Here is a 26,188-nt window from a genome sequence, read left to right as displayed (position 1 = left end):
TCAGAGCGCAACTTGTGGGGCTACCCCTCCACCATTTTGCCGGAAGAGGCAAAATGGTCCCCCTCCCCCGTTGGGGGAGGATTTGCGAGCAGTTCACGCCGCCACCGCCGCAGGCGCGAACGTCCGCGCGCCGTCGCTGATCTTCTGCACGAACTCCGCAATATGCGCTTCCTCGATCACCAAAGGCGGCAGGACGCGCACGACATTCTCGCCCGCCGCAACCGTCAGCAGGCCATGATGATCGCGCAAATGCGCCACGAAATCGCGCGCGACCGCGCTGTCCTTCAGCTTGATGCCGAACATCAGGCCCTTGCCACGTACGCCTTCGAACAGATGGTCGAAATTGGGCATCATCTGCTCGACCGAAGCACGCAGCCGCTCGCCCATCGCGGTCACATGATCGAGGAAGCCGTCCTCGAGCATCACGTCGAGGATCGCCTCGCCCGCCGCCATCGCCAGCGGGTTGCCGCCGTACGTCGATCCATGCGTGCCGAACACCATCCCCTTGGCTGCCTCTTCGGTCGTAAGGCACGCGCCGAGCGGGAAGCCACCGCCAATACCCTTGGCCGAGGCGAGGATGTCGGGGGTGACGCCGTAATGCTCATACGCCCACATCTTGCCGGTGCGCCCATAGCCACACTGCACTTCATCGAGCACGAGCAGCAAGCCGTGTTCGTCGCATGCCTTGCGCAACCCTTGAATGAACTCGACCGTGCCCGCAGAAACGCCGCCCTCGCCCTGGATCGTCTCGACCATGAAGCCGGCGGTGGTATCGTCGATCAACGCCAGCGCCGCTTCCAGATCGTTGAACGGCGCATAGCGGAAGCCGGGCAACAACGGCTCGAACCCATCGCGCATCTTCGCCTGGTTGGTCGCCGAAATCGCGCCCATCGTGCGGCCGTGAAAGGCGTTGTTGAAGGTGATCAGCGTCGTGCGCTGCGGATTGCCGTTGGCGTAATGGTAGCGCCGCGCGGTCTTGATTGCGCATTCGACCGCTTCCGCGCCCGAATTGGTGAAGAACACCGTGTCGGCAAAGCTGTTGTCGACGATCCGCTGCGCAAGTTTTTCGCCTTGCGGGCTGCCGTAGAGGTTCGACACGTGCATCAGCGTGGCGGCCTGCTTGGCGATCGCCTCGACCAATTTGGGGTGGCCATGGCCGAGCGCATTGACCGCGATACCGGCGGCGAAATCGAGATACTGTTCGCCTTGCTCGCCATAGAGGTAGCAGCCCTCACCTCGCACCGGGCGCACGCCGCAACGCGGGTACACGGGCATCAAGGCTGGGGTGGTCACGGGGCTTCTCCTCAAAAAGCAAAAGGGCGACCATCCGGTCGCCCGAACGCCGTTTTAGGCGGGTTGCGCAAGCGACGCAACACGCCGCGCCTCGTCACCGCGCACCGCCAGCAAATACATTACCGGCGTCACGATCCGGCTCAGGAACGTCGAGCTGATCAACCCGCCGATGATGACCCATGCCAGCGGCGCATAGAGCGACGATCCGCCGAGCGCGAGCGGGAGCAAGCCGCCGATTGCGGTGACCGAGGTCAGCAGCACCGGCAGGAAACGGATCTCGCCCGCTTTCTCGATCGCCTCCCGCAGCGGCACCCCACGCGCGCGGAGCTGCGTGGTGAAATCGACCAGCAGGATCGAATTCTTGATCTCGATCCCGATCAACGCGACGAAGCCGATGATCGCAAGGAACGACAGCGAATTGCCGGTCAGCAGCATCGCCACCAGCCCGCCGACGGTGCCGAGCGGGATGACGCCTGCCACCACCATCGTTTCGCGAAAACGCCCGAATTCGAGCACCAGCACGCCGAAGATGCCAAAGGTCGCGAGCAGGATGATCGGCCCCAGCCCGGAGAAATTGCGCCGTGCCGCCTCGGCCTCGCCACCGATGCCGAAGCTGTAGCCTGTTGGCAGGTCGATCTTGGCGAGGCGCGCCGCGACCGCGCTGTTGAGGTTGGAGGTCAGAACGCCAGGCTGGTTGTACGCGGTGATCGTGACGGTGCGCTGCAATTTGTAGCGGGTGATCAGCGGCGGTACGCTCTTCAGCTTCGGGCTGGCGATCTCAAGCAGCGGAACACTGCCGCCTTCGAGCGTTGGGACATAGATATTCGACAGCGCCGAGACGGGCTGGTTCGCCGCCATCGGCAGGCGCACCGTGACCGGCCAGGTGTCGCCTTCATTGTCGCGCAACCGGCTCGCTTGCTCTCCGCTGATCGCGAGGCGCACCGCGCGGCGCGCCTCGCCCGGGGCGACGCCGAGCAAGCTCGCCTTGGCGGCATCGAGCCCGAGGTCCATGTCGACGCGGTCGAACGCGAAGGGATTGTCGATGTCGCGCAGGCCCCGCACCTCGCCCAGCGCCGCGCCGACGCGGTCTGACAGCGTTTTCAAGACCGCGAGATCGGGGCCACTGATCCGCACCGCGACGGGCGCCTCGACCGGCGGGCCGTTCTCGAAATTGACCAGCGTTACGCGCGCATCGGGAAAGCCAGCGAGCGCGGTGCGCAGGCGTTTCAGCAGCTTGGGGCTTTCGCTGACGTCCCAATCCTGCATCGTCACGAAGATGTCGCCGTAGCGCGCGCGCTCCTCGCGCGGGAAGATGTTGTAGAAGATCTGCGGATTGCCGCGTCCGGCATTTTCCATGACGTTGACCACCGCAGGCTCGCGCCGGAGGATCGCCGCCACTTGCTTCACCGCACGGTCGGTCGCGGCGATCGTGCCGCCCTCGGGTGCTTCGACGCGGACGATGAAGTACGGCGTCTCGGCCGCCGGGAACAGGCTGAAGCCCAGCACCGGGACTAAAGCGAACGCGCCGACGCACAGCGCCATCGCCCCCCAGAACCACGTCCGTGGTCGATCGAGCGCGTGGTGCAGGATCGGGGCATAAACGCGGTGGATGCCCGCCATGATCCCGCGCAGCAACGCGTTGCCCTCCCCCGTGTGCGGACGCAGCAGCTTGCTCGCGACGAACGGGATGATCGTCAGCGACACGAGCAGCGAGCTCGCCACCGTGACGAGCACCGCCATCGGCAAGCCGCGCACGAAATCGCCCGACCCCTCGGGCAGGAAAGTCAGCGGCAGGAAGGCGAACAGCAGCACGCCGGTCGCCCCCATCACCGCCGCTGTGATCTCGTTCGTGCCCTTGATCGCGGCATCGGTCGGCGTGTCGCCGTCGCGGATGTGGCGTTCGATATTCTCGGTCACGACGATCGAATCGTCGACCAGCAACCCGAGCGATAGGATGAACCCCGAGATGCTGATCTGGTTGAGCGAATAGCCGAGCAGCGCCAGCAGCAGCACCCCCATCGCCAGGCTCAGCGGGATCGAGATCGCGACGATCAGCGACGGCCGGAAGCCGAGCGGCAGGATCGTGACCAGCACCAGCGCCAGCGCGATCGCGAAATCGCGCGCAAGCTGCGCCAGTTTACGCTGAATGTCATTGCTCTGATCGAAGCCGATTTCGAGCTTCACATCGGGAGGTAGTTGCGCACGGACCTTGCCGATCGCGGTTACCAGGTTGTTGCGCAGCGTCCCGGCATCGGCTTCGTCCTTCTGCCGCACCGTGACGAACAACGCGCGGTGGCCGTTGAAGCGCGCGATGTGCGTCTGTTCGGCCTCGCCCCACTCCACGTTCGCGATATCGCCGACGCGCACCAGCCGCCCGTCGCCTGCGCGCACCGGCACCGCGCGGATCGCCTCGACGTCGCGATATGCGCCGCCCGCGTCGAGATTGTAGCGCCGCCCCGCGGCGTTGAGCGTGCCGGCGGGCAGATCGACCCCGCCCTGCTGGATCGCATTGGCGACGGCGGCAGCGGGAATGCGCGCTTCGGCCAGCCGCCCCGAATCGATCGCGACGCGCACTTCGGGGCTGGCCGCGCCATCGATGCTGGTCGATCGCACGCCGGGCACGACGTTCAACCGGTCACGAATGTCGTCGGCGAACTTCGCCATCCGCCGCCAGCTCGCCGTATCGCTGACCAAAGCGAGCTGCAGCACCCCCGCCTCGGTCGTGCGCGGTCGGCGGAAGGCGATGCGCTGGATGCCCTGGGGCAGCCGATCACGCACCGACCCGACTTCACGCACCACGCGGTCGAGTGATTGTTCGGCATCGGTGCCATGTTCGAAATTGACCGAGATGACTGCGGTGCCGTCGGTGCTGGTCGATCGGATCTCATCGATCTTGTCGAGCCCCTGGAGCACGTCTTCGAGCGGCTTGGCGACCGTCTCCTCCATGTCGGCGGCATCGGCACCGGGCAGGATCACCGTCACGACGACGGTCGGGATCGGGAAATGCGGATCGACCGAGCGCGGGATCGTCAGGAAGGCCGAGACGCCCAACAACGCGAGCAGCAGGAAGGCGACGAGCGTCACCTGCCAGCGCCGCACCGCAAAGGCGGTCAGATTCATTGGGCGGGGCCGACCGGCGCGATCTTCATGCCGTCGGTCAAGCGGTCGACGCGCGACAGCGCGACCCACTCGCCCGGTTTCAGCCCGCCCGTAACGCGAATGCCTTCGTCATTCGCCTCGCCGATGCGGATTTTGCGCAGATGCACGCGCGAGGTGGCGAGATCGACCACATAAACCAACGCCTCGCCCGCACGCGGGCCGAAGACCGCGCTCGGCGGTACCGCGAGCGTCGTGACACCGATGCCCTTTGCGGTGATCTTGGCATTGCCGATCTGGCCCGATCGCAGGCGCTTGTCGGCGGGCAGCGCGATTTCGACCGCGAAGGTGCCCGTTGCCCGGTCGGCGCGGCCCGCAATTTCGATCACGCGGCCGACGATCACATCGTCGTTGAGCGCCGCCAGCGTGACCTGCGCGGACGCGCCGAGCGTGAGGCGCGCGGCGTCGCGGTCGGACAGCGGTATGCGCAGCACATAGCCGCTTGCTTCTTCGCCAATGACCAGCACCGGCGTTCCCGCCGCGACGACTTGTCCAGGTTCGGCAAGTCGCGCGAGCACGGTACCCGGGCCGGGTGCAGCGATCGTGGCATTGGAGCGCTGGAACCCCGCCGAGCGGACTTGCGCCTCCGCCGCGAGCAACGTCGCGCGCGCGCTTTCTAGCCGCGGGCGCGTGATCCAGCCTTGCTTCATCAACCCGTCGCTACGCGCATATTCGGCGCGGGCGCGCTCGCGCTCTGCGGTGGCGCGGGTCAGGTCGGCGGCAACCGTCGTGGTATCCAGCGCAGCCAGGATCTGCCCCCGCCGCACCGAATCGCCTTCATTAACGGCCAGCCGCTCGATGCGCCCGGCGCTGGTGAAGCCGAGCGCGGCTTCGCGGCGCAGCGCGACCGTGCCGACACCGCTGACCGTAGCCACGCCCGCAGCGCCACCGACTTGCGCGATGCGGACTTGCGGTGCGCTGGGTGCAGGCCCCTGTTCGGGTGCCGCCTTGCCGCACGCCGCGAGCACGAGGCAGACACTGACGACGATCCGACCCCGCATTACGCTCTCCCGTTACCGAAGCGATACGCGATTAAGTCTCAAATGAAAACTGATTAGTTCTTGATCTTCCAGCCCGATCTCAGCAGCCAATAGCAGAGCAGCGCCAACACCGCGTCGATCACCAGAATCACCGCGCCGCCCAGCAAAACCGGCGAATCCGCCGTGCCGAGGAAACCGTAGCGGAAGCCCGAGATGATGTAGAAGAACGGGTTGGCGTGGCTGAACGCGCGGAACGCAGGGGCCAATTTGTCGACCGAATAGAACGTGCCCGAGAGCAGCGTCAGCGGCGCGATCACGAAATTCTGCACCGCCGCGGCATGATCGAACTTTTCCGCCCAGATCGAGGTAAGCACGCCGATCAGCGCCAGGAACACCGAGCCGAGAATGCCGAACCACAGGATCGCAAACGGGTGCGCGGCGTGGAGATGTACGCCTGGCCACAGCGCCATCGCCAGCGTGACCGCAGCGCCGACGCAAATCGCGCGCGTCACCGCGCCACCGACCATTGCCGCGAGCAATTCGGCGGTGGAAAGCGGCGGCATCAAATAATCGACGATCGTCCCCTGGATCTTGCCGACCAGCAGCGAGAAGCTCGCATTGGCAAACGCATTCTGGAGCATGCTCATCACGATCAAGCCGGGCGCGATGAAATCCGCAAAGGGCACGTCGATTCCGCCGACGTGCACCGGCTGTTTGCCGCCCGTCGCGACGGTGAAGATCACCAGGAAAAGCAGCGTCGTAATCGCCGGGGCCCAGACCGTTTGCAACTGGACCTTGAAGAACCGCCGCACCTCCTTGATATAGAGCGTTCGAAGACCGCCCCAATTCACGTTCCGGATGACCGGAACGCCGGGTGCGTTCATCACTGGACTGATTTGGCCGATTGGGGGCTGGCTGCTCATGGCATGGTCGCTAAAGACTGCTGCCGCCGCCCGCAACCCCGGTAGAGAATCGGCCGGCATAGTATTGGAACGAGAATGAGCTGGACCGACGAACGGATCGATACGCTGCGCCGCATGTGGGAAGCGGGGCAGACCGCGAGCCAGATTGCAGAAGAATTGGGTGGCGTCAGCCGCAACGCCGTGATCGGCAAGGCGCATCGCCTGGGGCTGCAGTCGCGCCCGTCGCCGGTCAAGCCGAACGATCCTGCCGCGGTTAAGGCTGCCGCAGCGCCGCCCGCGCCAAAGCCCGCCGCGCCCGCTGTCGCGGCCCCGCTCGCCGCTCCCCCGCGTCCGCCAGTCGAGCGCGTTGCCCCGCCCGTCGTTGCCGCCCCCCCGGTCGCCGAGATCGAAGACGAGGTCGAAGACGACACCGAAGTCGAGGCCGAGGCACCCGTCGTGGCACCCCGCCCTGCCCCGCCGATCCTGCGCTCGGTCGGCCCCGGCGGCTTCCTGCGTCAGGCACCGGGCGAGCAGCAAGCCCCGATCACCCCGGCCCCGCCGCGCCGCCTCGTCCCCGCCAAGCCATCGGCCGAAATGGCGGGCAAGACGACGCTGCTCGATTTGAACGACAAGATTTGCAAATGGCCGCTTGGCCATCCGGGCGAACCCGACTTTCACTTTTGCGGTGAGAAGGTGAACCCGGGCTTCCCGTATTGCGTCGGGCATTGCGGTCATGCCTATCAGGCGCAGTTGCCGCGCCGCGACCGCCGGCCGACGCCGCCGCTCCCCTTCGGCGGCCCGCGCGCGCGCTGATTTCGGGCTTATGACCGTGATGCGTCGGGTGGCGTTCTCCGTTTTATGCGGAGCGCTGCTCGGCGCGGCCCCCGCGCCCGAGCCACCGATCGTCCGAGTTCGGCTGGTGACGGCGGCGGGACCGATCGTGATCGCGCTCGATACGCGGCGCGCGCCGAGAACGAGCGCGAATTTCCTCGCTTATGTCGATGACGGTCGACTCGATGGCACTTATTTCTACCGCGCATCGCGTCGCAAGACTTCGCCGGGAGGGTTCGTTCAGGGCGGGATCGGCACCGATTCGCATCGCATGCTCGATCGCCTCCCGCTCGAGCCGACCAACGTGACCGGCATCAAGCATCTCGACGCGACGGTTTCGATGGCACGCTACGACCGGCCCGATTCGGGTAGCGGCAATTTTTCGATCATGGTTGGGCCCAACCCGTCGCTCGACGCGCGGGCGGGATTCCCGGGCTATGCGGCGTTCGCGCACGTGATTGCGGGAATGGACGTGGTGAAGCGCATTCTCGCCGTCCCGACGCGGCCCGGTGGTGATGGCGCGTTCAAGGGCCAGATGATCGCCCGCCCGATCCCGATCGTCCGCGCGGTACGTCTCGACGGGGTGGCCAAGCCGACGGGGCGGCTGAAAGTCTGGCAGATGCTGCGTCGGATCGGCTGACCGCCCGCTTGCACGTCTTTGCGTGCAAGCGGGGGTCACGCATTCACTAGAAGCGGAACTGCGCAGTCGCGCGCACGCTGTGCCAGCGGAACTTGTCGTCACTGCGACGGAAGTCAGTGCCGGCGGTGTTCGGCGCGAGCACGAACGGATTGTTCGCGAGCGCAGTCCCCTGCGTCACGCGGACGCGATAGTCGCCGTCCTTATACTGGTTGTACAAATACTCGAGACCGATCGAGAAATGACGCCCGAGCTTCTGCTCGATACCGCCGCCCGCGACGAAACCCCACGAATCGTTCTTGCCGCTGGTGGCGAAAGCATTGGCGACATTGGTCGTCTCGAACGTCGAGTTGATCTTCGCATAAGCGCCACCACCGGTCGCATAGAACAAAGTCTTGTCGAACGCATAACCACCGCGCAGGCGCAGGTTCGCGTTGTAATCCACCTTGCGGCTTAGCGTGTAGCTGGCGGGCGTCGTGCTGAACGCGGAAACGCTGTCGCGCACTTCGCTCTTGCCGAATTCGCCGACGATACCGAACACGACATTGCCCATCTGCTTGTCGAAGCCGATCCGGCCCGAATAGCTGATATTGTCCTTGTCATTGGTGCAGGCGGTCAGCAGGCCAGTGCTGGTCGCGCGGCCGTTGCAGAAGCCCGCACCCGGCTGTGCCGCCGTCGCCGCAAAGGCGTTCGGTCCGGTCGACGTGACGACCGCATCGCCGAAGGTACCATCGAGATTGCGATCGAACAAAACGGTCGAACCGCGGTCATTCGGCTGCGCGTCGAAACCGACGGTGCCACCGACATATAGGCCGTCGAACGGCTTGTCGTCGGCCTCTTGGGCATAGGCAGGGGCGGAAAGGGCGAAGCTGCCAGCCAGCAACACGGCGGCGAGCGAGAAAGTCTTGGTACGCATGAACACTCCTGAATTTTGCTGCATTAGCGAAGCGAAGGACGTTCGAACCGCTCAATTGGCTGCACGAGTGTGAACATTCTGTCATGTTGCGGCTTTTCGGCCACACTGGACGTGTTCGTACGATGTTCCGCCGAGACGCTTGGCAGAAAGGCGTGTGCGCCCTTATAGCAATGGTATGCCCGACGATCTTTTCGCTGCCACCCCGAAACCGACTGGCGATTACGACGCCTCCTCGATCGAAGTCCTCGAAGGGCTCGAACCGGTCCGGCGTCGCCCCGGCATGTATATCGGCGGCACCGACGAGCGCGCCTATCATCACCTCGCGGCCGAAGTGCTCGACAATGCCATGGACGAGGCGGTCGCGGGGCATGCGACGCGGATCGAGATCGAGCTGCACGCGGGCAACCGGCTGGTGATCGTCGACAATGGCCGTGGCATCCCGGTCGATCCGCATCCAAAGTTTCCCGGCAAGTCCGCGCTCGAAGTGATCCTCTCGACGCTCCATTCGGGCGGCAAGTTCGACGGCAAGGCGTACGCGACGTCGGGCGGCCTGCACGGTGTCGGCGTCAGCGTGGTCAACGCGCTGTCGTCCGACACGATCATCGAAGTCGCGCGCAACCGCGAACTGTACCGCCAGCGCTTCGCCCGCGGTGCGACGATGGGGCCGTTGGAACATGTCGGCGCAGCACCGAACCGGCGCGGCACCTCGGTCAGCTTCGTGCCCGATACCGAGATTTTCGGACCGGACATGAGCTTCAAGCCGGCACGGCTCTACAAACTCGCGCGATCGAAGGCGTATCTGTTCGCGGGGGTCGAGATCCGCTGGAAATGCGCGCCCGAGCTGATCAGCGACGACACGCCGCCCGAGGCGGTGTTCCAATTCCCAGGCGGTCTCGCCGATCATTTGCGCGAACAGATCGGCGCGCGAGAGTGCGCAACCTCCGACTTCTTCGTCACGCGGCAGGATTTCCCCGGCGGTGCGGGCCGGGTCGAATGCGCCGTCGCTTGGCCGCTCTGGAGCGACGGATCGTATAGCTGGTATTGCAACACCATCCCCACGCCCGATGGCGGCACGCATGAGGCGGGCTTACGCGCCGCACTGGTGAAGGGGATCCGCGCGTTCGGCGAACTGGTCGGCAATAAAAAGGCCAAGGACATTGCTGCCGAAGATGTGATGACCGGTAGCGAGTTGATGCTCAGCGTCTTCATCCGCGATCCGCAATTCCAGAGTCAGACCAAGGATCGGCTCTCGAGCCCCGAGGCGACGCCGCTCGTCGAAAAGGCCGTGCGCGACCATTTCGACCATTTTCTCAGCAACAATATGGAACGTGGTAAGGCGTTACTGACTTACGTCATCGAACGGATGGACGAGCGGCTCGCGCGTAAAGCCGAGCGCGAGGTCAAGCGCAAGACCGCGACCAGCGCGCGCAAACTGCGCCTGCCTGGCAAGCTGACCGACTGCTCCTCGGCCGGCCCCGAGGGCACCGAGATCTTCATCGTCGAGGGCGATTCGGCCGGCGGTTCGGCCAAGCAAGCACGCGACCGCAAGACGCAGGCGATCCTGCCGATCCGCGGCAAGATCCTCAACGTCGCCTCCGCCACGATGGCCAAAATCTCCGCCAATTCCGAAATCGCCGATTTGATCCAGGCGCTCGGCTGCGGCACGCGCAAGGACTGCCGGTCGGAAAACCTGCGCTACCAGCGCGTCGTCATCATGACCGACGCCGATGTCGACGGCGCGCACATCGCGACGCTGCTGATGACCTTCTTCTTTCAGGAAATGCCCGAGATCGTCCGCGCGGGCCATGTCTACTTGGCGCAACCGCCGCTCTATCGCCTGACCTCTGGCACCAAGAGCGCCTATGCCATGGACGACGCGCATCGCGCCCGGCTCGAAGCGACCGAGTTCAAGGGCAAGAAGATCGAGATCGGGCGGTTCAAGGGACTGGGCGAGATGAACCCGATGCAGCTGCGCGAGACGACGATGGACCCCAAGACGCGCGCGATGCTGCGCATCACGCTGCCGCAGGAATATGAGGAGCGCGCGGTCGTGAAGGATCTGGTCGACCGGCTGATGGGCACCAATCCGGCGCATCGCTTTGCGTTCATCCAGGAAAATGCGGCGCGGATGGACGAAGCGGCGATCGACGCTTAAAATCGCCTGGCGGCGATCTTGCCGGGGAGTCGAATCATGCTGCGTTTCAAGGCATTTGCTATGGCCGCTACGCTGGCGGCGACGCCGGCGTTCGCTCAGCAAAAGGCACCCGAACCCGCGGCAACCGGCCCCGACATCGTCGTAATCGGGATGTCGCTCAAGGATGCGAAGGCCGCGCTGGCGGCGTGCATCGCGCAGCATTGCCCCCCCGACAAGGATGTCGACGCGACTCTGGCGGTGGCCGAAACGCAGTTCGTTGCGGGTGATTACAAGAATGCGCGCGCGACGATGCTTAAATCGATCGGGCGCAACAAGCGCTTCGCCAACGCCTATCCGGTCCCGGTGTCCGATCTGCTGCGCGCCAACTCGCGCGTCTCCGCCCATCTTGGCGAGCAGGATGCCTATTTCGGTGGGGCGCTCGATGTTATCAGCGCGCTCAAGTCGGGGCTCCCGGCGGATGATTGGCGCGTGCTCGGCGCCCAAGTCGAATTGGGAGATGCGTACGCTAAAACCGGTCGCCTGGCGGCCGGGGTCGAACTTTATCGCAAAGTTGCGCGGCGCGCGCGTGAGTTGAAGCAACCGCGCGTCGAAGGGTATGCGTTGCTGCGCGTCGCCATGGTCTATGCCGCCGCCTCCGACCGGCGTGACGATATGAATTTCACCGCCGCCATCGCCGCGAGCAACGCGCTGATCGCCAACTCAGATCCGGCACTTGCGCCATTTGTGCGGTCTGCCAAACTTCTCAAGTTAAAGCTTGCGGTGCGCAGCGGCGATGCGGGCGCGATCGATCGCCTTGTCGCCGAATATCAGGTCGGCACCGTCAGTACGCCGGTTCTGTTGTATGCGCCCAAGATCCAACTTCCGGAACGCGCAATACGGCCCGACCAAGGCGGGGAAACGCTGAATCGCATCCTGCTCGACGATGTCGACAACCAGTGGGTCGATATCAGCTTCGAGGTTCTGCCCGACGGCAAAGTGGGCGAACCCGAGGTGCTCCGCAAAAGTGAGAAACTCTCGGGTGATTGGGTCAAACCGATCCTCACCGCGCTCGGTGGCCGGCGTTATGCCCCACTCGCTGCCAATAGCGATTCTGCGTTCCGGGTTGAGCGCTATACCTTTACCGCACCCTGGACCACGGTCACCGGTACCCGGATGCGCGTCCGCTCCCCAGTGCCGACGATCGAGGCGATTGACTTGTCTCGCGATCCCGCTGTGATGCCAGTTGCAACCCCAGCCACAACGCCAGGCACGACGCCAGCGCCCACTGCGGCCTCTTAACGCACGCTATCCCCGCATCCGCGCCTGATGGTATTTGGCGCGGATCACGATCCCGGCGAACAGATGCAGCGCCGCGACGCCCAGCAGGAACAGCGGCAGGATCATCGGCAGATCGGGCCAATAGCGCGCGCGCAAGGCCGCGAGGATCGCCGCCCCGAGCGCCAGCGCGACACCCAGGTAACGGATCGGCCGTGCCACCATCTTCAATTCGCGCGAATACGCCGCACGCTGCACGGGATCGTTGAGATCTGGCGGCGGTGCCTTGGCGGTCGGTTCGGCCTTGAATCTGGCGGTCATCGGCTGGTCCATTCCTCGGCAAGCAGGCCCCACAACAAGGTGTCGCGCACGCCGATATGCGTCTCCCATTCGGCGCGCAACCGCCCTTCGAGCGTGAAACCCAGGCGCGTCAACAAGGCGTTCGATGACGCATTGTCTGGATCGGTATCGGCGAACACGCGGCGATGGCCTTCCTCGCTGAACAGCAGATCGAGCAAGCGCGAAACGCCTTCGCGGGCATAGCCTTGCCGCGCCGCGCCGGGCACGAGCATATAACCGATCTCGCTGACGCCGGCTCGCCGCTCCCCCGCCCACACGGTGCCGATCGCGCGGTCGGTGCCCTTCACCGTCATCACCCAGCCGCGCTGGCCGGGCTGATCCGTGCGCGTGCTGAGATAGGTGCGCGTTTCGTCTAGAGTGGCGTGTGGCGCGCTGCTCCACCACCGCATGGTCGCTTCGTCGCCAAACGCCTCGTGCAGCGCCTCGGCATCGTCGGCCCGCTGCGCGCGCATCGTGAGCCGTGCGCTTTCCAATGGCGGCGTCATGCCGTCAGCGCGGCGACAAGCGCCTTGACCTTCTTCTGACGCCATTGCGGAAGCGGCGCGACCAGCCAATAGCCGAGCCGGTACGGCTTGGCCTCGCCCACTGCGACCACACGCCCCGACGCAAGATCGCTGGCGGCAAGCAGTTCAGGCACCGTCGCGCGCCCCAGCCCTTCGGCGGCCGCATCAAGCGCCAGCCCGGCATCGCCGACGCGCACCAGCGATACGGCTTCGTCGTTGAGGCAACCCGGCCAGGAAATCCGCGTATCGACCCCACCACCCGGCCGCTCGACCGTAATCATTCCGGCGGATTCGAGCGCTTCGCCCTCATGCTCGCCCGGCCCGTCACCCCAGCGGATCGCGAGATCGAGATTGGCTTCGGTGAAATCGATCGTCTCGTCGGCGGATATCAGCACGAAGCGCAATTCGCCGTCACCGCGCGCAATCTCGGCAAGGCGTGGCATCAGCCATTTCTCGGTCAAATCGCGCGGCGCGGCGATCGTGAGCGACTTGCTCGTTTGCCCCGCCTGCATCGCGCGGACGGCTTCCTCGAACTGCCAGAACCCCTGGCGCAGCGCGGCGAGCCCGCTTTCGCCCTCAGGCGTCAGTTCCAGCCCCTTCGTGGTGCGCCGGAACAGCACGACGCCCAGCGTATCCTCCAGCGCGCGGATCTGCTGCCCGACCGCGGCCGGGGTCACCGCGAGCTCATCGGCGGCGCGCGTAAAGCTCAAATGCCGCGCGGCCGCATCGAGCACGCGCAGCCCGTTCAACGGAAGATGCGTTCGTTTCACGCCCCCACCGCAGGCGCAAGCAACGCAAAACGGGGGATTTCGACGTCGAAGCCCGCGCCGTCGTCACCCATCATATGGTAGCTGCCGAGCATCGCGCCGCTTGGCGTCGAGAGCGGGCAACCCGAGACGTAATCGAAGCTGTCGCCCGGCGCGATCAGCGGTTGTTCGCCGATCACCCCCTCGCCCTCAACCGAATGGCGCGCGCCGCGTCCGTCGGTAATGACCCAGTGCCGCGTGAGCAATTGCACCGCCATCGCGCCGGCATTCTCGATCCGGATATGATAGGCCCAGAACCACCGCCCGCGATCGGGCTCGGATTGTTCGGGCAAGAAGCTCACCGACACGCGCACGATCACCCCGCGCGTTTCCGCGGCATAGGGAAACAGTGCCTTCATGACGTCGCTCACAAACCCACCGCAGTCAGCGCCCGGTCGATATCCTCGATCACGTCCTGCGCATCTTCAAGGCCGACATTGAGCCGGATCAGCCCCTCGGTCACGCCCATCTCGAGCCGCTTTTGCTCCGCGACGCCGGAATGCGTGGTCGAGGCGGGATGCGTCATCAGCGAGCGCGAATCGCCGATATTGTTCGAGATATCGACAACTTGCAGCGCATCGAGCAGCCCGTGCGCCTGCTTGCGATCCGCCACTTCGAACGCGAAGATCGGGCCGCAGGCTTCCATCTGGCGCATCGCCAGATCGTGCTGCGGATGGCTCGGCAGACCGGGGTGAAGCATCCGCGGAACGCGCGCCTCGATCATCCGCCCGACCTTCAGTGCATTTTCCGATTGCCGCCGGATGCGCAGATCGAGCGTCTCCAGCCCCTTCAGCACGACCCAGGCGTTGAACGCGCTCAGCGTCGGCCCGGTGTTGCGCGTAAAGGGCAGCAACGTGTCGTCGATGAACTTCTGCGTCCCGCACACCGCACCCGCGAGCACGCGCCCCTGCCCGTCCATCATCTTGGTCGCGCTATAGGCGGTCACGTCGGCGCCGAACTCCATCGGCCGCTGCAGCGCGGGCGTGGCGAAGGCATTGTCGACCACCGAAGTTATCCCCCGCGCCCGCGCGATGTCGCAAACCGCTTTCAGATCAACCACATCCATCGTCGGGTTGGCAGGCGTTTCGAAGAAGAACAGCTTGGTGTTCGGCTTGCACGCATCTTCGAATTGCTGCGGATCGCGCGCATCGATGATGCTCACGTCGATCCCGAATTTGGGGAGCAGCGTGTCGGTCAGCCAGCGGCACGACCCGAATGCCGCGCGCCCCGCGACGATATGGTCTCCGGTCTGGAGCTGGCACAGCAGCACCGCCGTCATCGCCGCCATGCCCGTTGCCATCGTGCGACACGCTTCCGCCCCTTCAAGCAAGGCGATGCGGTTTTCGAGCATCTCGACCGTCGGATTCTGCAACCGCGAATAGGTCATGCCGACCTGTTCGCCCGCGAAGCGCGCGGCGGCATCGGCGGCGCAATCATAGGCATAGCCCGATGTCAGGAACAGCGCCTCCGACGTCTCCCCCCATTCGCTGCGCGCGGTGCCGCCGCGCACGGCTTGCGTTGCGGGGCGCCACTGGCGCGTGATGCTCTGGTCTTGTCCGGTGCGGCGTTTCATGTCGCCCACTTTGCCGGGAGCGCGCGGCGTACGTCAATGGGGATCAGGGGGGCATCGCGGGCGCGCGCTTGAAAGGAATGGCTTGAGCGGGGATAGAGATGCTGTGACGCACCCCCAGCCCAGCCCCTTTCGCGCCGCCGCGATCCTCGCTTTGCTGGCGCAGTTTCTGTTCTGCTATCGCCTGACGATACCGTCGAAACTGATGTTCGACGAGGTGCATTATGTTCCCGCCGCGCGAAAGCTGATTGCGCTTGCCGGGCCGACCAACATCGAACATCCCTTGCTGGCGAAGGAGATCATTGCCGCTGGCATCCTGCTGTTCGGCGATAACAGCCTGGGGTGGCGCTTCTTCTCGACACTGGCAGGCACGACGACAGTGCTCGGCGTGTTCGCGATCCTGTGGCTGATGCTCGGCCGCGTCCGCCCGGCGGTGTTCGGCGCGTTGTTCGCTGTGTTCAATTTCACCGTGTTCGTGCAGGCGCGGATCGGGATGCTCGACGGGTTCATGGCGGCGTTGGCGCTGCTCGGCATCACGGGCCTGTTGTGGGCGATGCGGGCAGAAACAGGGCCGCAGGCGTGGTCACGCTGGATCATGGGCAGCGCCGTGCTTGGCCTCGCCGTCGCCGCGAAATGGAGTGCCGCGCCGCTCGTGGCGTTTGCCGCGATCGCGTTCGTGGCGGTGCGGCTGAACGATGCCCGCGCCAACGGTCGGTCGGTCTATGCCGCGCTGAACGCAGGCGGGCATCGCCACTGGCCCGGCATGGCGGCGATCACGGCGATCGTGACACTCGGCGCGGTCAGCATCGCCGCCTATTTCCTGACCTTTGCCCCGGCTTTCTTCTACCATATCGACGCGATGACGCTGGCCAAGCTGCTGCCATTTCAGGGCAATATGTATCACCAGCAGACGCAGATCCTGCCGCATCATCCGTACCAATCATCGTGGTGGAGTTGGCCGTTCATGGTGCGGCCGGTGTGGTATCTCTACGAACCCGCCGACGGTGCGCAGCGCGGGGTGCTGCTGATTGGCAATCTCGCGATCCTCTATGGCGGGCTGATCGCGGTTGTAGCGTGCCTCTACGCCTGGTGGCGCGACCGGAGCGCCGCGGCACTCGCGGCGGCCGGGCTATGGATCGGCAGTTACGGAATATGGGCAGTGATCCCCAAATCGCTCGGCTTTTTCTATTATTACTATCTGCCGACCACCTTCCTGTGCATCGCGCTCGCCGTCGCACTCGACCATTTCAAGCGCGGAAAGCATTGGGACGAAGCGATGCTGATCGTCGTGCTGGCGTTCTTCGTTTTGTTCTACCCGGTGCTATCGGCGGCGCGCTTGAGCGGACCGAACGCTTTCCATTTCTGGACCTGGTTTCCGAGCTGGGTTTAATACCGCCCCCACACAAACCGCGACGACAGCGCGAAATTCCACACCGCCGCCACCACGATCCCCGCCAGCGCCGACAGTGCCCAGGCACCATGCTGCACCTCGAACAGGAACGCCGCGACGCCGACATTCGCCGCCGCCCCGACCGCGCAGACCAGGCAGAACGACACCCATCCGTCGAACAGCGCGCGCGCACCCGTCAGCCGCCGCTCGCGATAGGTCAGCGCGTTGTTGAGGAAGAAGTTGAAGGTCATCGCGACCAACGTCGCCACGATCGTCGCCGCAACGAACTCCAGCCCGCTCTCGCGGAACAACACCCACAGCACCGCCAGGTGCACCACCGCGCCGATCGCCCCGATCGCGGAGAACATCACGAAGCGCACCGGCACGATCCGCCCGAACATCCGGTCGTACAGTGCGATCAGGAACTCCATCGCCACGACGTAATCGAGCTTGCTCTCGCCCTCGGTCCGCAGCCTGAAGGTATAGGGCAATTCGAGGAACTTGAGCGGCCGCGGGCTCGCGGTCATGATGTCGAGCAGGATCTTGAAGCCGATCGCCGACAGCGACGGGATCATTGCGCGCACGATCGCGCTGCGGATCATGAAGAAGCCGCTCATCGGATCGTTGAGATCGGCTTTCAGCACGCGCCTGGAAATCCGCGTCGCCAAAGCGGATTTGGCGACGCGGTCATGGTCCCACTCGCCCGTCCCGCCGCCAGCAACGAAGCGCGATCCGATCACAACGTCGAGCGCGGCGTCGGCTTGCAACGCATCGAGCATCGCGGGCAGGATCGTCTCGTCATGCTGCAGATCGCCGTCGATCACCGCGACGACCGGGGCCGCAGTCGCGCACATCCCCTCGATACAGGCCGAGGACAGCCCACGCCGCCCGATCCGCTGGATCACGCGGACGCGCCGGTCGGTCAGCGCGATGTCGCGCGCGGCCTGCGCGGTGCCGTCGGGGCTGTCGTCATCGACGAAGATCGCCTCCCACCCACGCCCGACCAGCGCCGCGTCGAGCTTGGCGATCAGCAGCGGCACGTTGCGCAGTTCGTTGAAGGTCGGGATGACGACCGCCAACTCCAATGTGGTCGGTTCCAGCGGCTCGCTCATGCAAGTGCGGCCAGCACCGCATCGCCCATCGCTTCGGTCGAGAGCGTGCCGCCAAGATCGGGCGTGCGCGCGCCGCCGCCGATTGCCGCGACCACCGCCGCTTCGATCCGCAGCGCCGAGGCTTCGTCCGCCAGCGAATGCCGCAGCAGCATCGCCGCGGACAGGATCGCCGCGCACGGATTGGCCTTGCCCTGGCCGGCGATATCGGGCGCGGAACCGTGGATCGGCTCGTACAGCCCGCACGTCCCCTGCCACTGGTTGAGCGAGGCCGACGGCAGCATCCCGATCGACCCGACGCACATGCTCGCCTGATCGGACAGGATGTCGCCGAACAGATTGCCGGTGACGATCACGTCGAATGCGCCGGGATTGCGCACCAACTGCATCGCGGCATTGTCGACGTACATATGGGTGAGCTTCACCTCGGGGTAATCGCGCGCGATTTCGTTGACCACCTCGCGCCACAATTGTGAGGTTTCCAGCACATTGGCCTTGTCGACCGAGGTGATGATGCGCTTGCGCCGCTGCGCCATTTCGAAACCGACGCGCGCGATCCGCGCGACCTCGACCTCGTCATAGCGCATCATGTCATGGCCTTCGCGCAGGCCCTTATTGGTAATGCCGCGGCCCTTGTCGCCGAAATAGACGTCGCCGGTCAGTTCGCGCACGATCACCATGTCGATCGCACGCGCGATCTCGGGCCGCATCGCGGAGGCATCCTCGAGCCCCGGAAACAGCTTGGCGGGCCGGAGATTGGCAAACAGGCCGAGCGCCTTGCGCAAACCCAGGATCGCCTGCTCCGGGCGCAGCGCGCGCTCGAGCCCGTCCATCTCGGGATCGCCGACCGCACCGAACAGGATCGCATCGGCGCGCTTGGCGAGCGCCAGCGTCTCGTGCGGCAGCGGATGGCTGGTCGCGCGATACGCCGCGCCACCAACGGCTGCGGTTTCGAAGCTATGGCCAAGGTCGAGTGCTTCGAGCACGCGCCGCGCCTCGCGCGTGACTTCGGGTCCGATGCCGTCACCGGCGAGAATTGCGATCAGTGCCACATAGAATTCCGTTCGGGCTGAGCGTGTCGAAGCCCTGCTCTCCTCTTCCACCCGCAAGGAAGAAAGAACAGTCCTTCGACAAGCTCAGGACGAACGGGCATGAGAGTCCTTGCCGAGGCGCGGGGCTTCACGCAACCGCCCTTTTCAGCCGATCGACCAGCCGCGCGCGCGCATCGAGCGTCACCGCGCGCCGTTCGACCAGAATTTGCGCGGCCAGCGCCTCGCCCGTGATGCCCAGCGCCTCAAGGATTTCGGGCCATTCCGGGGCCACCCCGCTGGCAAGCGCCGGCGGCAGCGTCTCGCGCTCCAGGCCATAGCCAAGCTCCGCCAGCACCAGCAATTCATAGCGCGCCAGCGCCAGCGCCCACCCGCGCGCCGCGGGGGCGGATTCGACCGCCGCAATCGTCCCGTCGAGCGCGGCGTACAATCGCGGATAGGGTTGCGCCTCGGGCAGCGCAGCGGCGGTCAGCGTCGTCACCCAATCGAGCGCGAGCGCCGGGAGCGGCTCGGCATAAAGCGGCGCGCGGCTGGTGACGAGTTCGACGCTCAAACTGGCAAGCTGATCATCGGTGCGCGCACGCCATTCGCCGATCACGCGGTTGGCGGGTTGCAGGATCGGCCGGATCCGGCTGGAGCGCCCACCCCGCACATAGCCCGCCTGCAACCCATGCTCGGCAGTCAGCGCGCGCGCGATCGCGCCATGCTCGCCGTGATGGCGGATCGCGAGGATCAGGGCTTCGGCGCGCAGGTGCATGGCAGCGGTGTAGCGAAGGGGTCGGTGTTGGCTATCACCTAAATCCGTTCGGGGTGAGCTTGTCGCCCCCCCCTCTCTCCACACGTCACGCCGTCTGCGGGGAGATGTGCCCTTCGACAGGCTCAGGGCGAACGGTGGGGAAGCTACCGCCGCAGCTTCTTCGCCAGCCCTGCCAGCCCCCAGCGCGCGACCGCGCGCTTGCCCCACGCCGCACACCGGTCGAACGCGCCGAGCGCGGCCAGCGTCGCGCGGTTGGTCGGCGTGGCGCGCAGCAACAGCAGGTCGAGGCATTCGACCCCGTGTGTCGCGAAGCTGCGCTTGTGCTGGCCATCGCCTTCGGTGAAATCGAACCAGCGCAGGCGCGGCTCGGCGTACAAATCCCCCATCACCTCCAGCATCAGCACACCGCCGGGGGACAGATCGTTATACACCGGATCGTGCCCGACATGATCGTAGCGCACGGTGCCGTTCTCGATCGGGCAATAGAGATACGCCGCCGGCTCCCCGCCAACGTACAACAACCACGCCCGCACCGCGCCCGCGGCCGCCAGCGCATACATGCTCTGCAGGAACGCCGCATCCTCGGGCAATCCACCGCCGAGCAGCTTCTCCTGATAGGTCCGCTCGGAAATCCCGCGCGCGACCGCGTGGAACTGGCTCAACTCATCGGGCGTGCGGAACCGCCGCACGTCGAGCATTCCGCCCGACGCCTCCATCACTTTCTTGGCCTTGCGCTTCAGCCCGGATCGCGTGTTGCCCGAGAGCGCCGCGCGATACGCCTCGAACCCGATCGTCAAATCGGCATAATGCCGCGGGTAGCATTGCCGGACATGCGCGATCATCCCGCCGCCGACTCGCGCAACCGCTTCCAATTGTTTCTGCGGCAAGGAGGTGATCGCATAGCCATGCGCGGCGCGGTCGAGCGGCGGCAGCGCCGGCACCCGTCCGTCCAGAACCTGATCGAGCGACAGCGGCACGCGCACCATCCGGCGCTGGACCGCCGCGATCGTCCGCGCGCCGATCTGAAAGCGCAGCGGCAGCAGTTCGGCGTTTCCGGGAAGGACGATCGGCGCGGACATGCCCCGCCCTTTACCGGGGCGGGGTGAAGAAAGGGCTAAACTCCCGGCCCGATCCAGCCTCAGTCGCCCGTCAGAATCCGATCGACCAACTGCTTCACCGTCGGCACGAAGCCGTTGGAATAAAACGGATCACGCTTGAACTGATACGCACCATGCCCGGCGAACATCAGATTCTGGTCGATCTCGCCGCCATGCGCGATGTCCTGCAGCGTCTTCTGGATGCAGAAGCTGCGCGGATCGGCGAGCCGCCCAGTCGAGTTGGTCTCGGTGTCCGACCAGCTCGAAAACGCGCATTGGCTGAGGCACCCCATGCAATCCGCCTGATCCTTGCGGATCACGCCCTTGTCCTCGGGCGTCACGAACACGAGCGTGTTGTCCAGCGTCTTCAACGCATCGGTAAAGCCGGCGCGATACCATTGCCGCGCGCGCAGCAGATCGCCAAGCGTCACCCAGAAATTCTTGCCCTTCACGCCGACGTCGAGCTGATGCGTATGGTCCCCGGCGGGTTGCGCCGAAAAGGCGATCTGCCGGTCCGACCGCGCCTGCAGATGCCGCAGGAACGGGTTGAGGACCGCGCTCGAATAGAAACCGGTCGGGGAGAAACGGTGCAGCAGCACTTCGCCTTCCTCGATATTGGTCAGCTTGGCCTTCCAGCCTTCGGGAATCGGGCTTTCCTGCGTCAACAACGGCCGCGTGCCGAACTGGAAGGCGATGCTGCCGAGCTCGGGATTGTCGATCCAGTCGGACCAGTCGCGCAGATACCACACGCCGCCCGCCATCACGATCGGCACGTCGTCCGAAATGCCACCTTCGCGCATCGTCTCGCGCAGCGCCTTCACGCGCGGATAGGGGTCCTGCGGAACGAGCGGGTCCTCGGCATTGGACAGGCCGTTATGCCCGCCCGCCAGCCACGGATCCTCATAGACCACCGCTGACAGCCATTCCGACGCCTTGGAATAGGCGCGCTTCCACAGTGCCCGGAAGGCCCGGCCCGAACTCACGATCGGGAGATAGCTCACTTCATAGGACGCGGTGATCTCGGACAATTTGTACGGCATCCCCGCGCCGCAGGTAACGCCCGAGACGAGCCCGCGCGTGCGTTCCAGCACGCCGTGCAAAATGCGTTGCGCCCCGCCCATTTCCCACAGCACATTGATGTTGATCGCGCCCTTGCCACCGGCAATGTCGAACGCGCGCTGGACTTGCTGGACGGCACCCTCGATCGCGTACTCGATCAGCTCTTCGTGCCGTTCGCGCCGCGTCAGCGCTTTATAGACTTGCGGGATGATTTTGCCGTCCGGGTCATAGCTGTCGGCATTCACCGCCGAAACCGTGCCGATTCCGCCCGCGGCGGCCCACGCCCCCGCGCTCGCGTGATTGGTCGCAGCAACCCCCTTGCCACCTTCTACGATCGGCCAAACCTCACGGCCGCCATAAACGATGGGCTTCAAACCTTTAAACAACGCGAGAGACCTCCGATTGAAAGATACGCTTGGTATAGGCTTTGGATGCATCCCGCCGCAAATCGCATTTAGGCAAATGCATCCGGTCGGCCGATGACATTTCCGTAAAGCGCCGCATAGCGCGCAATCATCCCTGCTTCGTCATATTCTGCGACGGCCTTGGCACGGTTCTTTTGGCCAAGCCATGCCCTGCCTTCCGGAACCGACTTGGCCAGCGCCTCAAGCGCATCGCGCAGCGCCACTTCCTGCGTCCGGCCTTCGACATAACTACGATTCTCGGGCACCACCATCCGCAACACATCGCCCACCGGGGTGGAAACGATCGGCAGGCCCGCCGCCATCGCCTCGACCACGCAGATCGGGAATTGCTCGCTCTTGGACGACAGCGCCAGAATGTCGAACAGGCCGATATATTCGTGCGGCCGCGGCAGGAAACCGGGCATCACCAGTTGATCCTCCATCCCCATCCGCTCGGCCGTATCTAGGATCGCCTGCCGCTCCGGCCCCTCCCCCACGATCACAAGACGCACGCGCGTCGACATGCCGCCGACTGCGCGCACCAGCATCGGCAGATCCTTGACCTCGCGCAGGCCCGCCAGCGTGCCGATCACCACTTCGCCCGGCTTGCGCTTGAGGCCTGGAATCGCGTTTGGCTTCGGCTTCCTGGCATAGAGCGCGGTATCGATACCGTTCGCGATGCGGTGAACGCGCTCGCGCGGCTGCTTCCAGATGTTGAGCGCGATGTCCTCAAGCGTCTCCGATGGCACGACCAACGCCGCCGCCTTGGTCAGCGCGAAGCGGCGATAGACATTGCGCTGCGGCTTCAGCCACTTGGCCTCGTCCGCATTGAAGCCGTCCTCATGGTGGATCAGCGGCGGCACGCCCTTCGACGACACGCGCCGCGCCATCGCCCCGTCGATCGCGCCCCAATTGTAGCTCAGCACCAGATCGAAGCGGCGCATATACGCGGCAATCGCTTCATAGCGGTTGACCGAGGGATTACCGGTCAGCGGCGGCGCATTCTGCGCGATTTCGTAATCGATCCCCTTGGCGATGGCCTCGCGCGCCCCATACTGTCCCTCCATCCCCGACACGATCGTGTGGCGCGCCCGATCCCCAAACACGTTCATCAACCGCACCGCCCGCGCTTCCTTGCCCCCGAGCGAGAAGGTGGAATGGAGGTGCAGGATGTTGACCGGACGAGGCATAATCGGGGCCTTAGCGGAACGGAATGCGGGCGTCATCATTTGCGCTTGCCCGGTCGGCATGCTCATTTATGTCTCCACCAGCGCGCGGCGGCATCAGAAGCCCGGAGAAAGATTATGGCCATGAAGGTTAGGATTTTGGGAAGGACCACGGCAATCCTTCTGTGGACAGCGCTGCTCGGTGCTACCACCGCGAATGCGAAGAGCGATGCGGCGCACTATGAAGGGGCTGATGCGGGATGCCTCATCTATTCGGTCGGTACGGTGAAGATCGGGATGAATTTCACCTTTCCCTACGGACCGATCAAAAGCCCGGGCGACAAGCGCCGCAGCCCATGGGCGGGTGAAATCAAGCCCAAGGTCGGCGGCGCGATCCGCTTGCAGATCAAAGATCCCGATTTCGTCGGTACGGAAACCGGGCATGTCGTCGTCCGGTGCTTGCCGCCGGGTGACTATGCGGTTGGCAGTTTCGCTTTTTCGGGGTCGCTTCCCGGTGTCGGGTCGTATGAATGGTCGCCCGAGAAGCCGTTCGCCTTCCCTTTTCGCATCCGCAGCGGCGAGGCGACCTATATCGGCAGCTTCATGCGCGCGCCGTCGGCGCAAACCCCGCTGCAACCCATACTCGGCATGGCGGGATTTTTCGTTGTCGCGGATCGGAATGATCGTGATTTGCCGATTGCCCGGACGCGGCTCTCCCCCTCGATGCAGATCACGCGCCAAGTGACTGATGTCTCGTCTTTCAACAGCGCTGCATTGCAGACGGACGAACCGTAAGCATCGGTCGCCCGGTGCAAATCTACTCAAACGCCCCCTTCGCCACCCACGTCACCCGACACGCCAGATCCGCCTCGCCGCTCGCCACGACATAATGATCCCCCGCATCGGCGATGCCCGTCGTGAACACGACATTGTCGAGATACATCAAGTCCTTGATCGGATCGGTCAGCGCCGCATTCGCCTCAATCAACGGCTCATGCGACGTGCGCAGCACCACGCTCGGGTCGTCGCGGTCGAGCAAGCTCCAATAGGTGCGGTAGATGCCGACCACGCCGGCCGGCTCCACGCCGTGCCACAGCGACAGCCAGCCCTCGGGCGTCAGGATCGGCGGGGCGCCGCCGCCCATCCGCGCGGTCGCCATCGTCGCGGCGTGCGGGCGGATGCCGGGCTTGTCATACGGCTTCCAATGCAGCGCATCGGGCGATGAGGCGAGGTTGATCGACGGCCCGCTGCGCCATTCGCTCCCCGGCGGATAGGCGAAATACAAATCGCCCAACGGCCGCGTCTGCGCGAAATACTTGCCCGCAACCAGCCCCTCGAAGATCAGCATGTCCTTATTCTGATGATCGAGCACGATCCCCTCGAGCTGCCAGTCGAGCGCATTGTCCGAAGTGTAGAGCGTCGTCGAATGCCGCTCCGGGCTGACCGAGCAGGTCGTCATCAGATAGCGGTCACCCACCTTGCTGATCCGCGCATCCTCGACGCCGTAGCATTGGTACGGCGCACGCGGCGCAATCGCCTTGTCGTAATGGACCTGCTCGACCCTGGTGCCATCGGCGTTAAGCTCGACCGGCAGCAGCCACGAGATCGAGGTCAGCGCCATGATCTTCCACCCCGCCGCGCGCATCATGAATTTGCGCGGATCGGCGGTGTCAACGAAATCGAGCGGCCAGGCGTCGAGCGCGTAGCTATGCTCGGTCCAGCGGATCGCATGAATCGCCTGATCATGGATCGGCGTCCGCAGCGCCTCCGCCACCCGCACCATCAACAGCAGATTGCCGTTGGGCAACCGCGTCATGCCCGGATTGAACGCCCCCAGCACATAGGTTTCGGCATCGACCTTCCCGGCGAGCGGCGACTGGCTGAGGTCGATATCGCCGGGGGCGAAAATGAGTGCGTCATGAGAAAAGGTCATCAGTCTTCCTGCATGCGCGGCGTGATCGTCAATTGCTGGATGATCGCGCGGTTGGGCTGGGTCAGGATATACTGCACCGCGACCGCAATGTCCTCCGCACGCAGCGACTCCTCCTTTTTGATCTTCTCGCGCTGGATCTCCGGCGGGTCGGTTTGCATGTTCGATCCGGTCAGTCCCGGTTCGACCAGCGAAACCTTGATGTTCTTCGGCCCCATTTCGCGCCGGAAGGCATAGGCGAAACCCTGGATGCCGTATTTGATGCCGGCATAGACGGTCGAGCTCGGCCCGAGCACGTGCGCGCTCATCGACCCGATCAACACGATATCGCCTTTCCCGTCGAGTTGCTGGACCGCAGCATGCGCACTGAGCAGATAGGCGGTGAAATCGACCGCAATGGCATACCGCAAGTCCGGCTCGGACATCGTGCTCAGGCCCTCGGCCGCGACGGCGGCATTGATCACCGCCACATCGAGCCCGCCGAGATAGGCGGCACCTTGATCGAAAAACGCTTTCACATGCTCCGGATCGCTCAAGTCGATCGTCACGCCGTCGCCCTCGCCGACCTCGCGGATCCGGGTCAGCGCATCATCGAGATGGTGCTGGTCGCGCCCGCAAATGAACACCTTCACGCCTTCGCTCGCCAGCAGCACCGCGATCGCGCGGCCGATCCCGGTCGTGCCGCCGGTAATGATCGCGCGCTTGCCCTGCAGGCGCGTCATCGCAGTGTGGGCGTCAGATATATTGTTCATTCAGAACTCCAGAAGTTGTCGGGGAGACGCGTCAGGATCGCGGGGGTTCCGCTTCTAACTCCCCTCCCTGAAAGGGGTGGGGGTGGGGGTGGGGGTGGGTCGGTATGGGGCG

The 26,188-nt window shown here is 65.0% G+C and carries 24 protein-coding genes; 6 read left to right on the top strand and 18 right to left on the bottom strand.

All coding sequences use genetic code 11. The annotated features are described in order from the left end of the window. Positions 1 to 93 precede the first annotated feature (93 nt). From HMP06_RS00755 to HMP06_RS00740, 4 genes are read right to left on the bottom strand one after another with little or no spacing between them, the layout of a single operon-like run. Positions 94 to 1,293: an aspartate aminotransferase family protein gene (locus HMP06_RS00755; RefSeq protein WP_176495358.1), complete on the bottom strand. Its 1,200-nt coding sequence runs from the start codon at positions 1,291 to 1,293 to the stop codon at positions 94 to 96. A 54-nt stretch (positions 1,294 to 1,347) separates the two neighbouring features. After that, positions 1,348 to 4,413: an efflux RND transporter permease subunit gene (locus HMP06_RS00750; RefSeq protein ID WP_176495357.1), complete on the bottom strand. Its 3,066-nt coding sequence runs from the start codon at positions 4,411 to 4,413 to the stop codon at positions 1,348 to 1,350. Beyond that, the gene (locus HMP06_RS00745; protein WP_176495356.1) at positions 4,410 to 5,450 is read right to left on the bottom strand and encodes an efflux RND transporter periplasmic adaptor subunit; all 1,041 of its coding nucleotides are present in this window, start codon (positions 5,448 to 5,450) and stop codon (positions 4,410 to 4,412) included. The genes HMP06_RS00750 and HMP06_RS00745 overlap by 4 nt, the downstream gene beginning before the upstream one ends. A gap of 53 nt (positions 5,451 to 5,503) precedes the next feature. Then, on the bottom strand, positions 5,504 to 6,352 hold the full coding sequence (locus HMP06_RS00740; RefSeq protein WP_176495355.1) for an ABC transporter permease: 849 nt from the start codon (positions 6,350 to 6,352) through the stop codon (positions 5,504 to 5,506). Between the two features lie 75 nt (positions 6,353 to 6,427). Here HMP06_RS00740 and HMP06_RS00735 point away from each other — a divergent pair, with 75 nt between their 5' ends. Together HMP06_RS00735 and HMP06_RS00730 are read left to right on the top strand one after the other, a co-directional pair. After that, positions 6,428 to 7,144: a GcrA family cell cycle regulator gene (locus tag HMP06_RS00735; RefSeq protein WP_176495354.1), complete on the top strand. Its 717-nt coding sequence runs from the start codon at positions 6,428 to 6,430 to the stop codon at positions 7,142 to 7,144. Positions 7,145 to 7,154: 10 nt separating this feature from the next. Further along, positions 7,155 to 7,802 (top strand): peptidylprolyl isomerase, encoded by a 648-nt coding sequence (locus HMP06_RS00730; protein ID WP_232089795.1) that lies wholly within the window; start codon positions 7,155 to 7,157, stop codon positions 7,800 to 7,802. A gap of 46 nt (positions 7,803 to 7,848) precedes the next feature. On the opposite strand, the gene HMP06_RS00725 is transcribed toward HMP06_RS00730, so the two are convergent. Beyond that, entirely contained in the window at positions 7,849 to 8,715 is an 867-nt protein-coding gene (locus HMP06_RS00725) for an outer membrane protein (protein ID WP_176495353.1), read from the bottom strand. Between the two features lie 175 nt (positions 8,716 to 8,890). On the opposite strand from HMP06_RS00725, the gene parE reads away from it, so the two are divergent. Next, on the top strand, positions 8,891 to 10,870 hold the full coding sequence (parE, locus tag HMP06_RS00720; protein ID WP_176495352.1) for a DNA topoisomerase IV subunit B: 1,980 nt from the start codon (positions 8,891 to 8,893) through the stop codon (positions 10,868 to 10,870). A 36-nt stretch (positions 10,871 to 10,906) separates the two neighbouring features. Then, positions 10,907 to 12,148: a hypothetical protein gene (locus HMP06_RS00715; protein WP_176495351.1), complete on the top strand. Its 1,242-nt coding sequence runs from the start codon at positions 10,907 to 10,909 to the stop codon at positions 12,146 to 12,148. 6 nt (positions 12,149 to 12,154) lie between these two features. Here the strand turns inward: HMP06_RS00715 and HMP06_RS00710 are convergent, their stop codons facing one another. From HMP06_RS00710 to HMP06_RS00690, 5 genes are read right to left on the bottom strand one after another with little or no spacing between them, the layout of a single operon-like run. After that, complete coding sequence (locus HMP06_RS00710) at positions 12,155 to 12,445, bottom strand: hypothetical protein (protein ID WP_176495350.1); 291 nt, start codon at positions 12,443 to 12,445, stop codon at positions 12,155 to 12,157. Next, complete coding sequence (locus tag HMP06_RS00705; protein ID WP_176495349.1) at positions 12,442 to 12,969, bottom strand: GNAT family N-acetyltransferase; 528 nt, start codon at positions 12,967 to 12,969, stop codon at positions 12,442 to 12,444. Before HMP06_RS00705 ends, HMP06_RS00710 begins: the two co-directional genes overlap by 4 nt. Then, a complete protein-coding gene (locus HMP06_RS00700) occupies positions 12,966 to 13,757 on the bottom strand; it encodes a LysR family transcriptional regulator (protein WP_176495348.1) in 792 nt (263 codons plus the stop codon). The genes HMP06_RS00705 and HMP06_RS00700 overlap by 4 nt, the downstream gene beginning before the upstream one ends. Continuing rightward, positions 13,754 to 14,152: a Co2+/Mg2+ efflux protein ApaG gene (gene apaG, locus HMP06_RS00695; RefSeq protein ID WP_176495347.1), complete on the bottom strand. Its 399-nt coding sequence runs from the start codon at positions 14,150 to 14,152 to the stop codon at positions 13,754 to 13,756. Before apaG ends, HMP06_RS00700 begins: the two co-directional genes overlap by 4 nt. 8 nt (positions 14,153 to 14,160) lie before the next feature. After that, entirely contained in the window at positions 14,161 to 15,366 is a 1,206-nt protein-coding gene (locus tag HMP06_RS00690; protein WP_176495346.1) for a trans-sulfuration enzyme family protein, read from the bottom strand. Between the two features lie 103 nt (positions 15,367 to 15,469). Here HMP06_RS00690 and HMP06_RS00685 point away from each other — a divergent pair, with 103 nt between their 5' ends. Beyond that, a complete protein-coding gene (locus HMP06_RS00685) occupies positions 15,470 to 16,753 on the top strand; it encodes a phospholipid carrier-dependent glycosyltransferase (protein WP_232089793.1) in 1,284 nt (427 codons plus the stop codon). On the opposite strand, the gene HMP06_RS00680 is transcribed toward HMP06_RS00685, so the two are convergent. The 6 genes from HMP06_RS00680 to HMP06_RS00655 form a co-directional block, all read right to left on the bottom strand. Beyond that, positions 16,750 to 17,865, bottom strand: coding sequence for a glycosyltransferase (locus HMP06_RS00680; RefSeq protein WP_176495344.1), 1,116 nt, complete (start codon positions 17,863 to 17,865; stop codon positions 16,750 to 16,752). The genes HMP06_RS00685 and HMP06_RS00680 overlap by 4 nt on opposite strands. Next, positions 17,862 to 18,914, bottom strand: a complete 1,053-nt coding sequence (leuB, locus tag HMP06_RS00675) for a 3-isopropylmalate dehydrogenase (protein ID WP_176495343.1) — start codon at positions 18,912 to 18,914, stop codon at positions 17,862 to 17,864. Before leuB ends, HMP06_RS00680 begins: the two co-directional genes overlap by 4 nt. Positions 18,915 to 19,041: 127 nt before the next feature. Further along, positions 19,042 to 19,668, bottom strand: coding sequence for a DNA repair protein RecO (gene recO / locus HMP06_RS00670; protein ID WP_176495342.1), 627 nt, complete (start codon positions 19,666 to 19,668; stop codon positions 19,042 to 19,044). A gap of 143 nt (positions 19,669 to 19,811) precedes the next feature. Next, positions 19,812 to 20,747: a GNAT family N-acetyltransferase gene (locus HMP06_RS00665; RefSeq protein WP_176495341.1), complete on the bottom strand. Its 936-nt coding sequence runs from the start codon at positions 20,745 to 20,747 to the stop codon at positions 19,812 to 19,814. Between the two features lie 59 nt (positions 20,748 to 20,806). Next, a complete protein-coding gene (locus HMP06_RS00660) occupies positions 20,807 to 22,210 on the bottom strand; it encodes an NAD(P)H-dependent flavin oxidoreductase (RefSeq protein WP_176495340.1) in 1,404 nt (467 codons plus the stop codon). A gap of 68 nt (positions 22,211 to 22,278) precedes the next feature. Then, a complete protein-coding gene (locus tag HMP06_RS00655) occupies positions 22,279 to 23,418 on the bottom strand; it encodes a glycosyltransferase family 4 protein (protein WP_176498310.1) in 1,140 nt (379 codons plus the stop codon). Between the two features lie 120 nt (positions 23,419 to 23,538). Between HMP06_RS00655 and HMP06_RS00650 the strand changes: the two genes are divergently transcribed. Next, on the top strand, positions 23,539 to 24,189 hold the full coding sequence (locus HMP06_RS00650; RefSeq protein ID WP_176495339.1) for a hypothetical protein: 651 nt from the start codon (positions 23,539 to 23,541) through the stop codon (positions 24,187 to 24,189). A gap of 22 nt (positions 24,190 to 24,211) precedes the next feature. Here HMP06_RS00650 and HMP06_RS00645 read toward each other — a convergent pair whose 3' ends face one another. Both HMP06_RS00645 and HMP06_RS00640 read right to left on the bottom strand, forming a co-directional pair. Beyond that, entirely contained in the window at positions 24,212 to 25,327 is a 1,116-nt protein-coding gene (locus HMP06_RS00645) for a glycosidase (protein ID WP_176495338.1), read from the bottom strand. Further along, on the bottom strand, positions 25,327 to 26,076 hold the full coding sequence (locus HMP06_RS00640; RefSeq protein WP_176495337.1) for an SDR family oxidoreductase: 750 nt from the start codon (positions 26,074 to 26,076) through the stop codon (positions 25,327 to 25,329). Before HMP06_RS00640 ends, HMP06_RS00645 begins: the two co-directional genes overlap by 1 nt. Positions 26,077 to 26,188 lie beyond the last annotated feature (112 nt).

Origin of the sequence: Sphingomonas sp. HMP6 (assembly GCF_013374095.1) — a bacterium.
Lineage (GTDB): Bacteria > Pseudomonadota > Alphaproteobacteria > Sphingomonadales > Sphingomonadaceae > Sphingomonas.
The sequence above is the reverse complement of the archived record's forward strand: the minus strand, read 5'-3'. Positions and strand labels throughout refer to the sequence as shown.

Coding starts and splice junctions, on each gene's coding strand:
- HMP06_RS00705 (WP_176495349.1), bottom strand. CDS start 12,969: ATGACGCCGCCATTGGAAAGCGCACGGCTCACGATGCGCGCGCAGCGG.
- HMP06_RS00750 (WP_176495357.1), bottom strand. CDS start 4,413: ATGAATCTGACCGCCTTTGCGGTGCGGCGCTGGCAGGTGACGCTCGTC.
- HMP06_RS00680 (WP_176495344.1), bottom strand. CDS start 17,865: ATGAGCGAGCCGCTGGAACCGACCACATTGGAGTTGGCGGTCGTCATC.
- HMP06_RS00645 (WP_176495338.1), bottom strand. CDS start 25,327: ATGACCTTTTCTCATGACGCACTCATTTTCGCCCCCGGCGATATCGAC.
- apaG (WP_176495347.1), bottom strand. CDS start 14,152: ATGAAGGCACTGTTTCCCTATGCCGCGGAAACGCGCGGGGTGATCGTG.
- HMP06_RS00665 (WP_176495341.1), bottom strand. CDS start 20,747: ATGTCCGCGCCGATCGTCCTTCCCGGAAACGCCGAACTGCTGCCGCTG.
- recO (WP_176495342.1), bottom strand. CDS start 19,668: ATGCACCTGCGCGCCGAAGCCCTGATCCTCGCGATCCGCCATCACGGC.
- HMP06_RS00715 (WP_176495351.1), top strand. CDS start 10,907: ATGCTGCGTTTCAAGGCATTTGCTATGGCCGCTACGCTGGCGGCGACG.
- parE (WP_176495352.1), top strand. CDS start 8,891: ATGCCCGACGATCTTTTCGCTGCCACCCCGAAACCGACTGGCGATTAC.
- HMP06_RS00690 (WP_176495346.1), bottom strand. CDS start 15,366: ATGAAACGCCGCACCGGACAAGACCAGAGCATCACGCGCCAGTGGCGC.
- HMP06_RS00650 (WP_176495339.1), top strand. CDS start 23,539: ATGAAGGTTAGGATTTTGGGAAGGACCACGGCAATCCTTCTGTGGACA.
- HMP06_RS00730 (WP_232089795.1), top strand. CDS start 7,155: ATGACCGTGATGCGTCGGGTGGCGTTCTCCGTTTTATGCGGAGCGCTG.
- HMP06_RS00745 (WP_176495356.1), bottom strand. CDS start 5,450: ATGCGGGGTCGGATCGTCGTCAGTGTCTGCCTCGTGCTCGCGGCGTGC.
- HMP06_RS00735 (WP_176495354.1), top strand. CDS start 6,428: ATGAGCTGGACCGACGAACGGATCGATACGCTGCGCCGCATGTGGGAA.
- HMP06_RS00640 (WP_176495337.1), bottom strand. CDS start 26,076: ATGAACAATATATCTGACGCCCACACTGCGATGACGCGCCTGCAGGGC.
- HMP06_RS00725 (WP_176495353.1), bottom strand. CDS start 8,715: ATGCGTACCAAGACTTTCTCGCTCGCCGCCGTGTTGCTGGCTGGCAGC.
- HMP06_RS00740 (WP_176495355.1), bottom strand. CDS start 6,352: ATGAGCAGCCAGCCCCCAATCGGCCAAATCAGTCCAGTGATGAACGCA.
- HMP06_RS00710 (WP_176495350.1), bottom strand. CDS start 12,445: ATGACCGCCAGATTCAAGGCCGAACCGACCGCCAAGGCACCGCCGCCA.
- HMP06_RS00655 (WP_176498310.1), bottom strand. CDS start 23,418: ATGCCTCGTCCGGTCAACATCCTGCACCTCCATTCCACCTTCTCGCTC.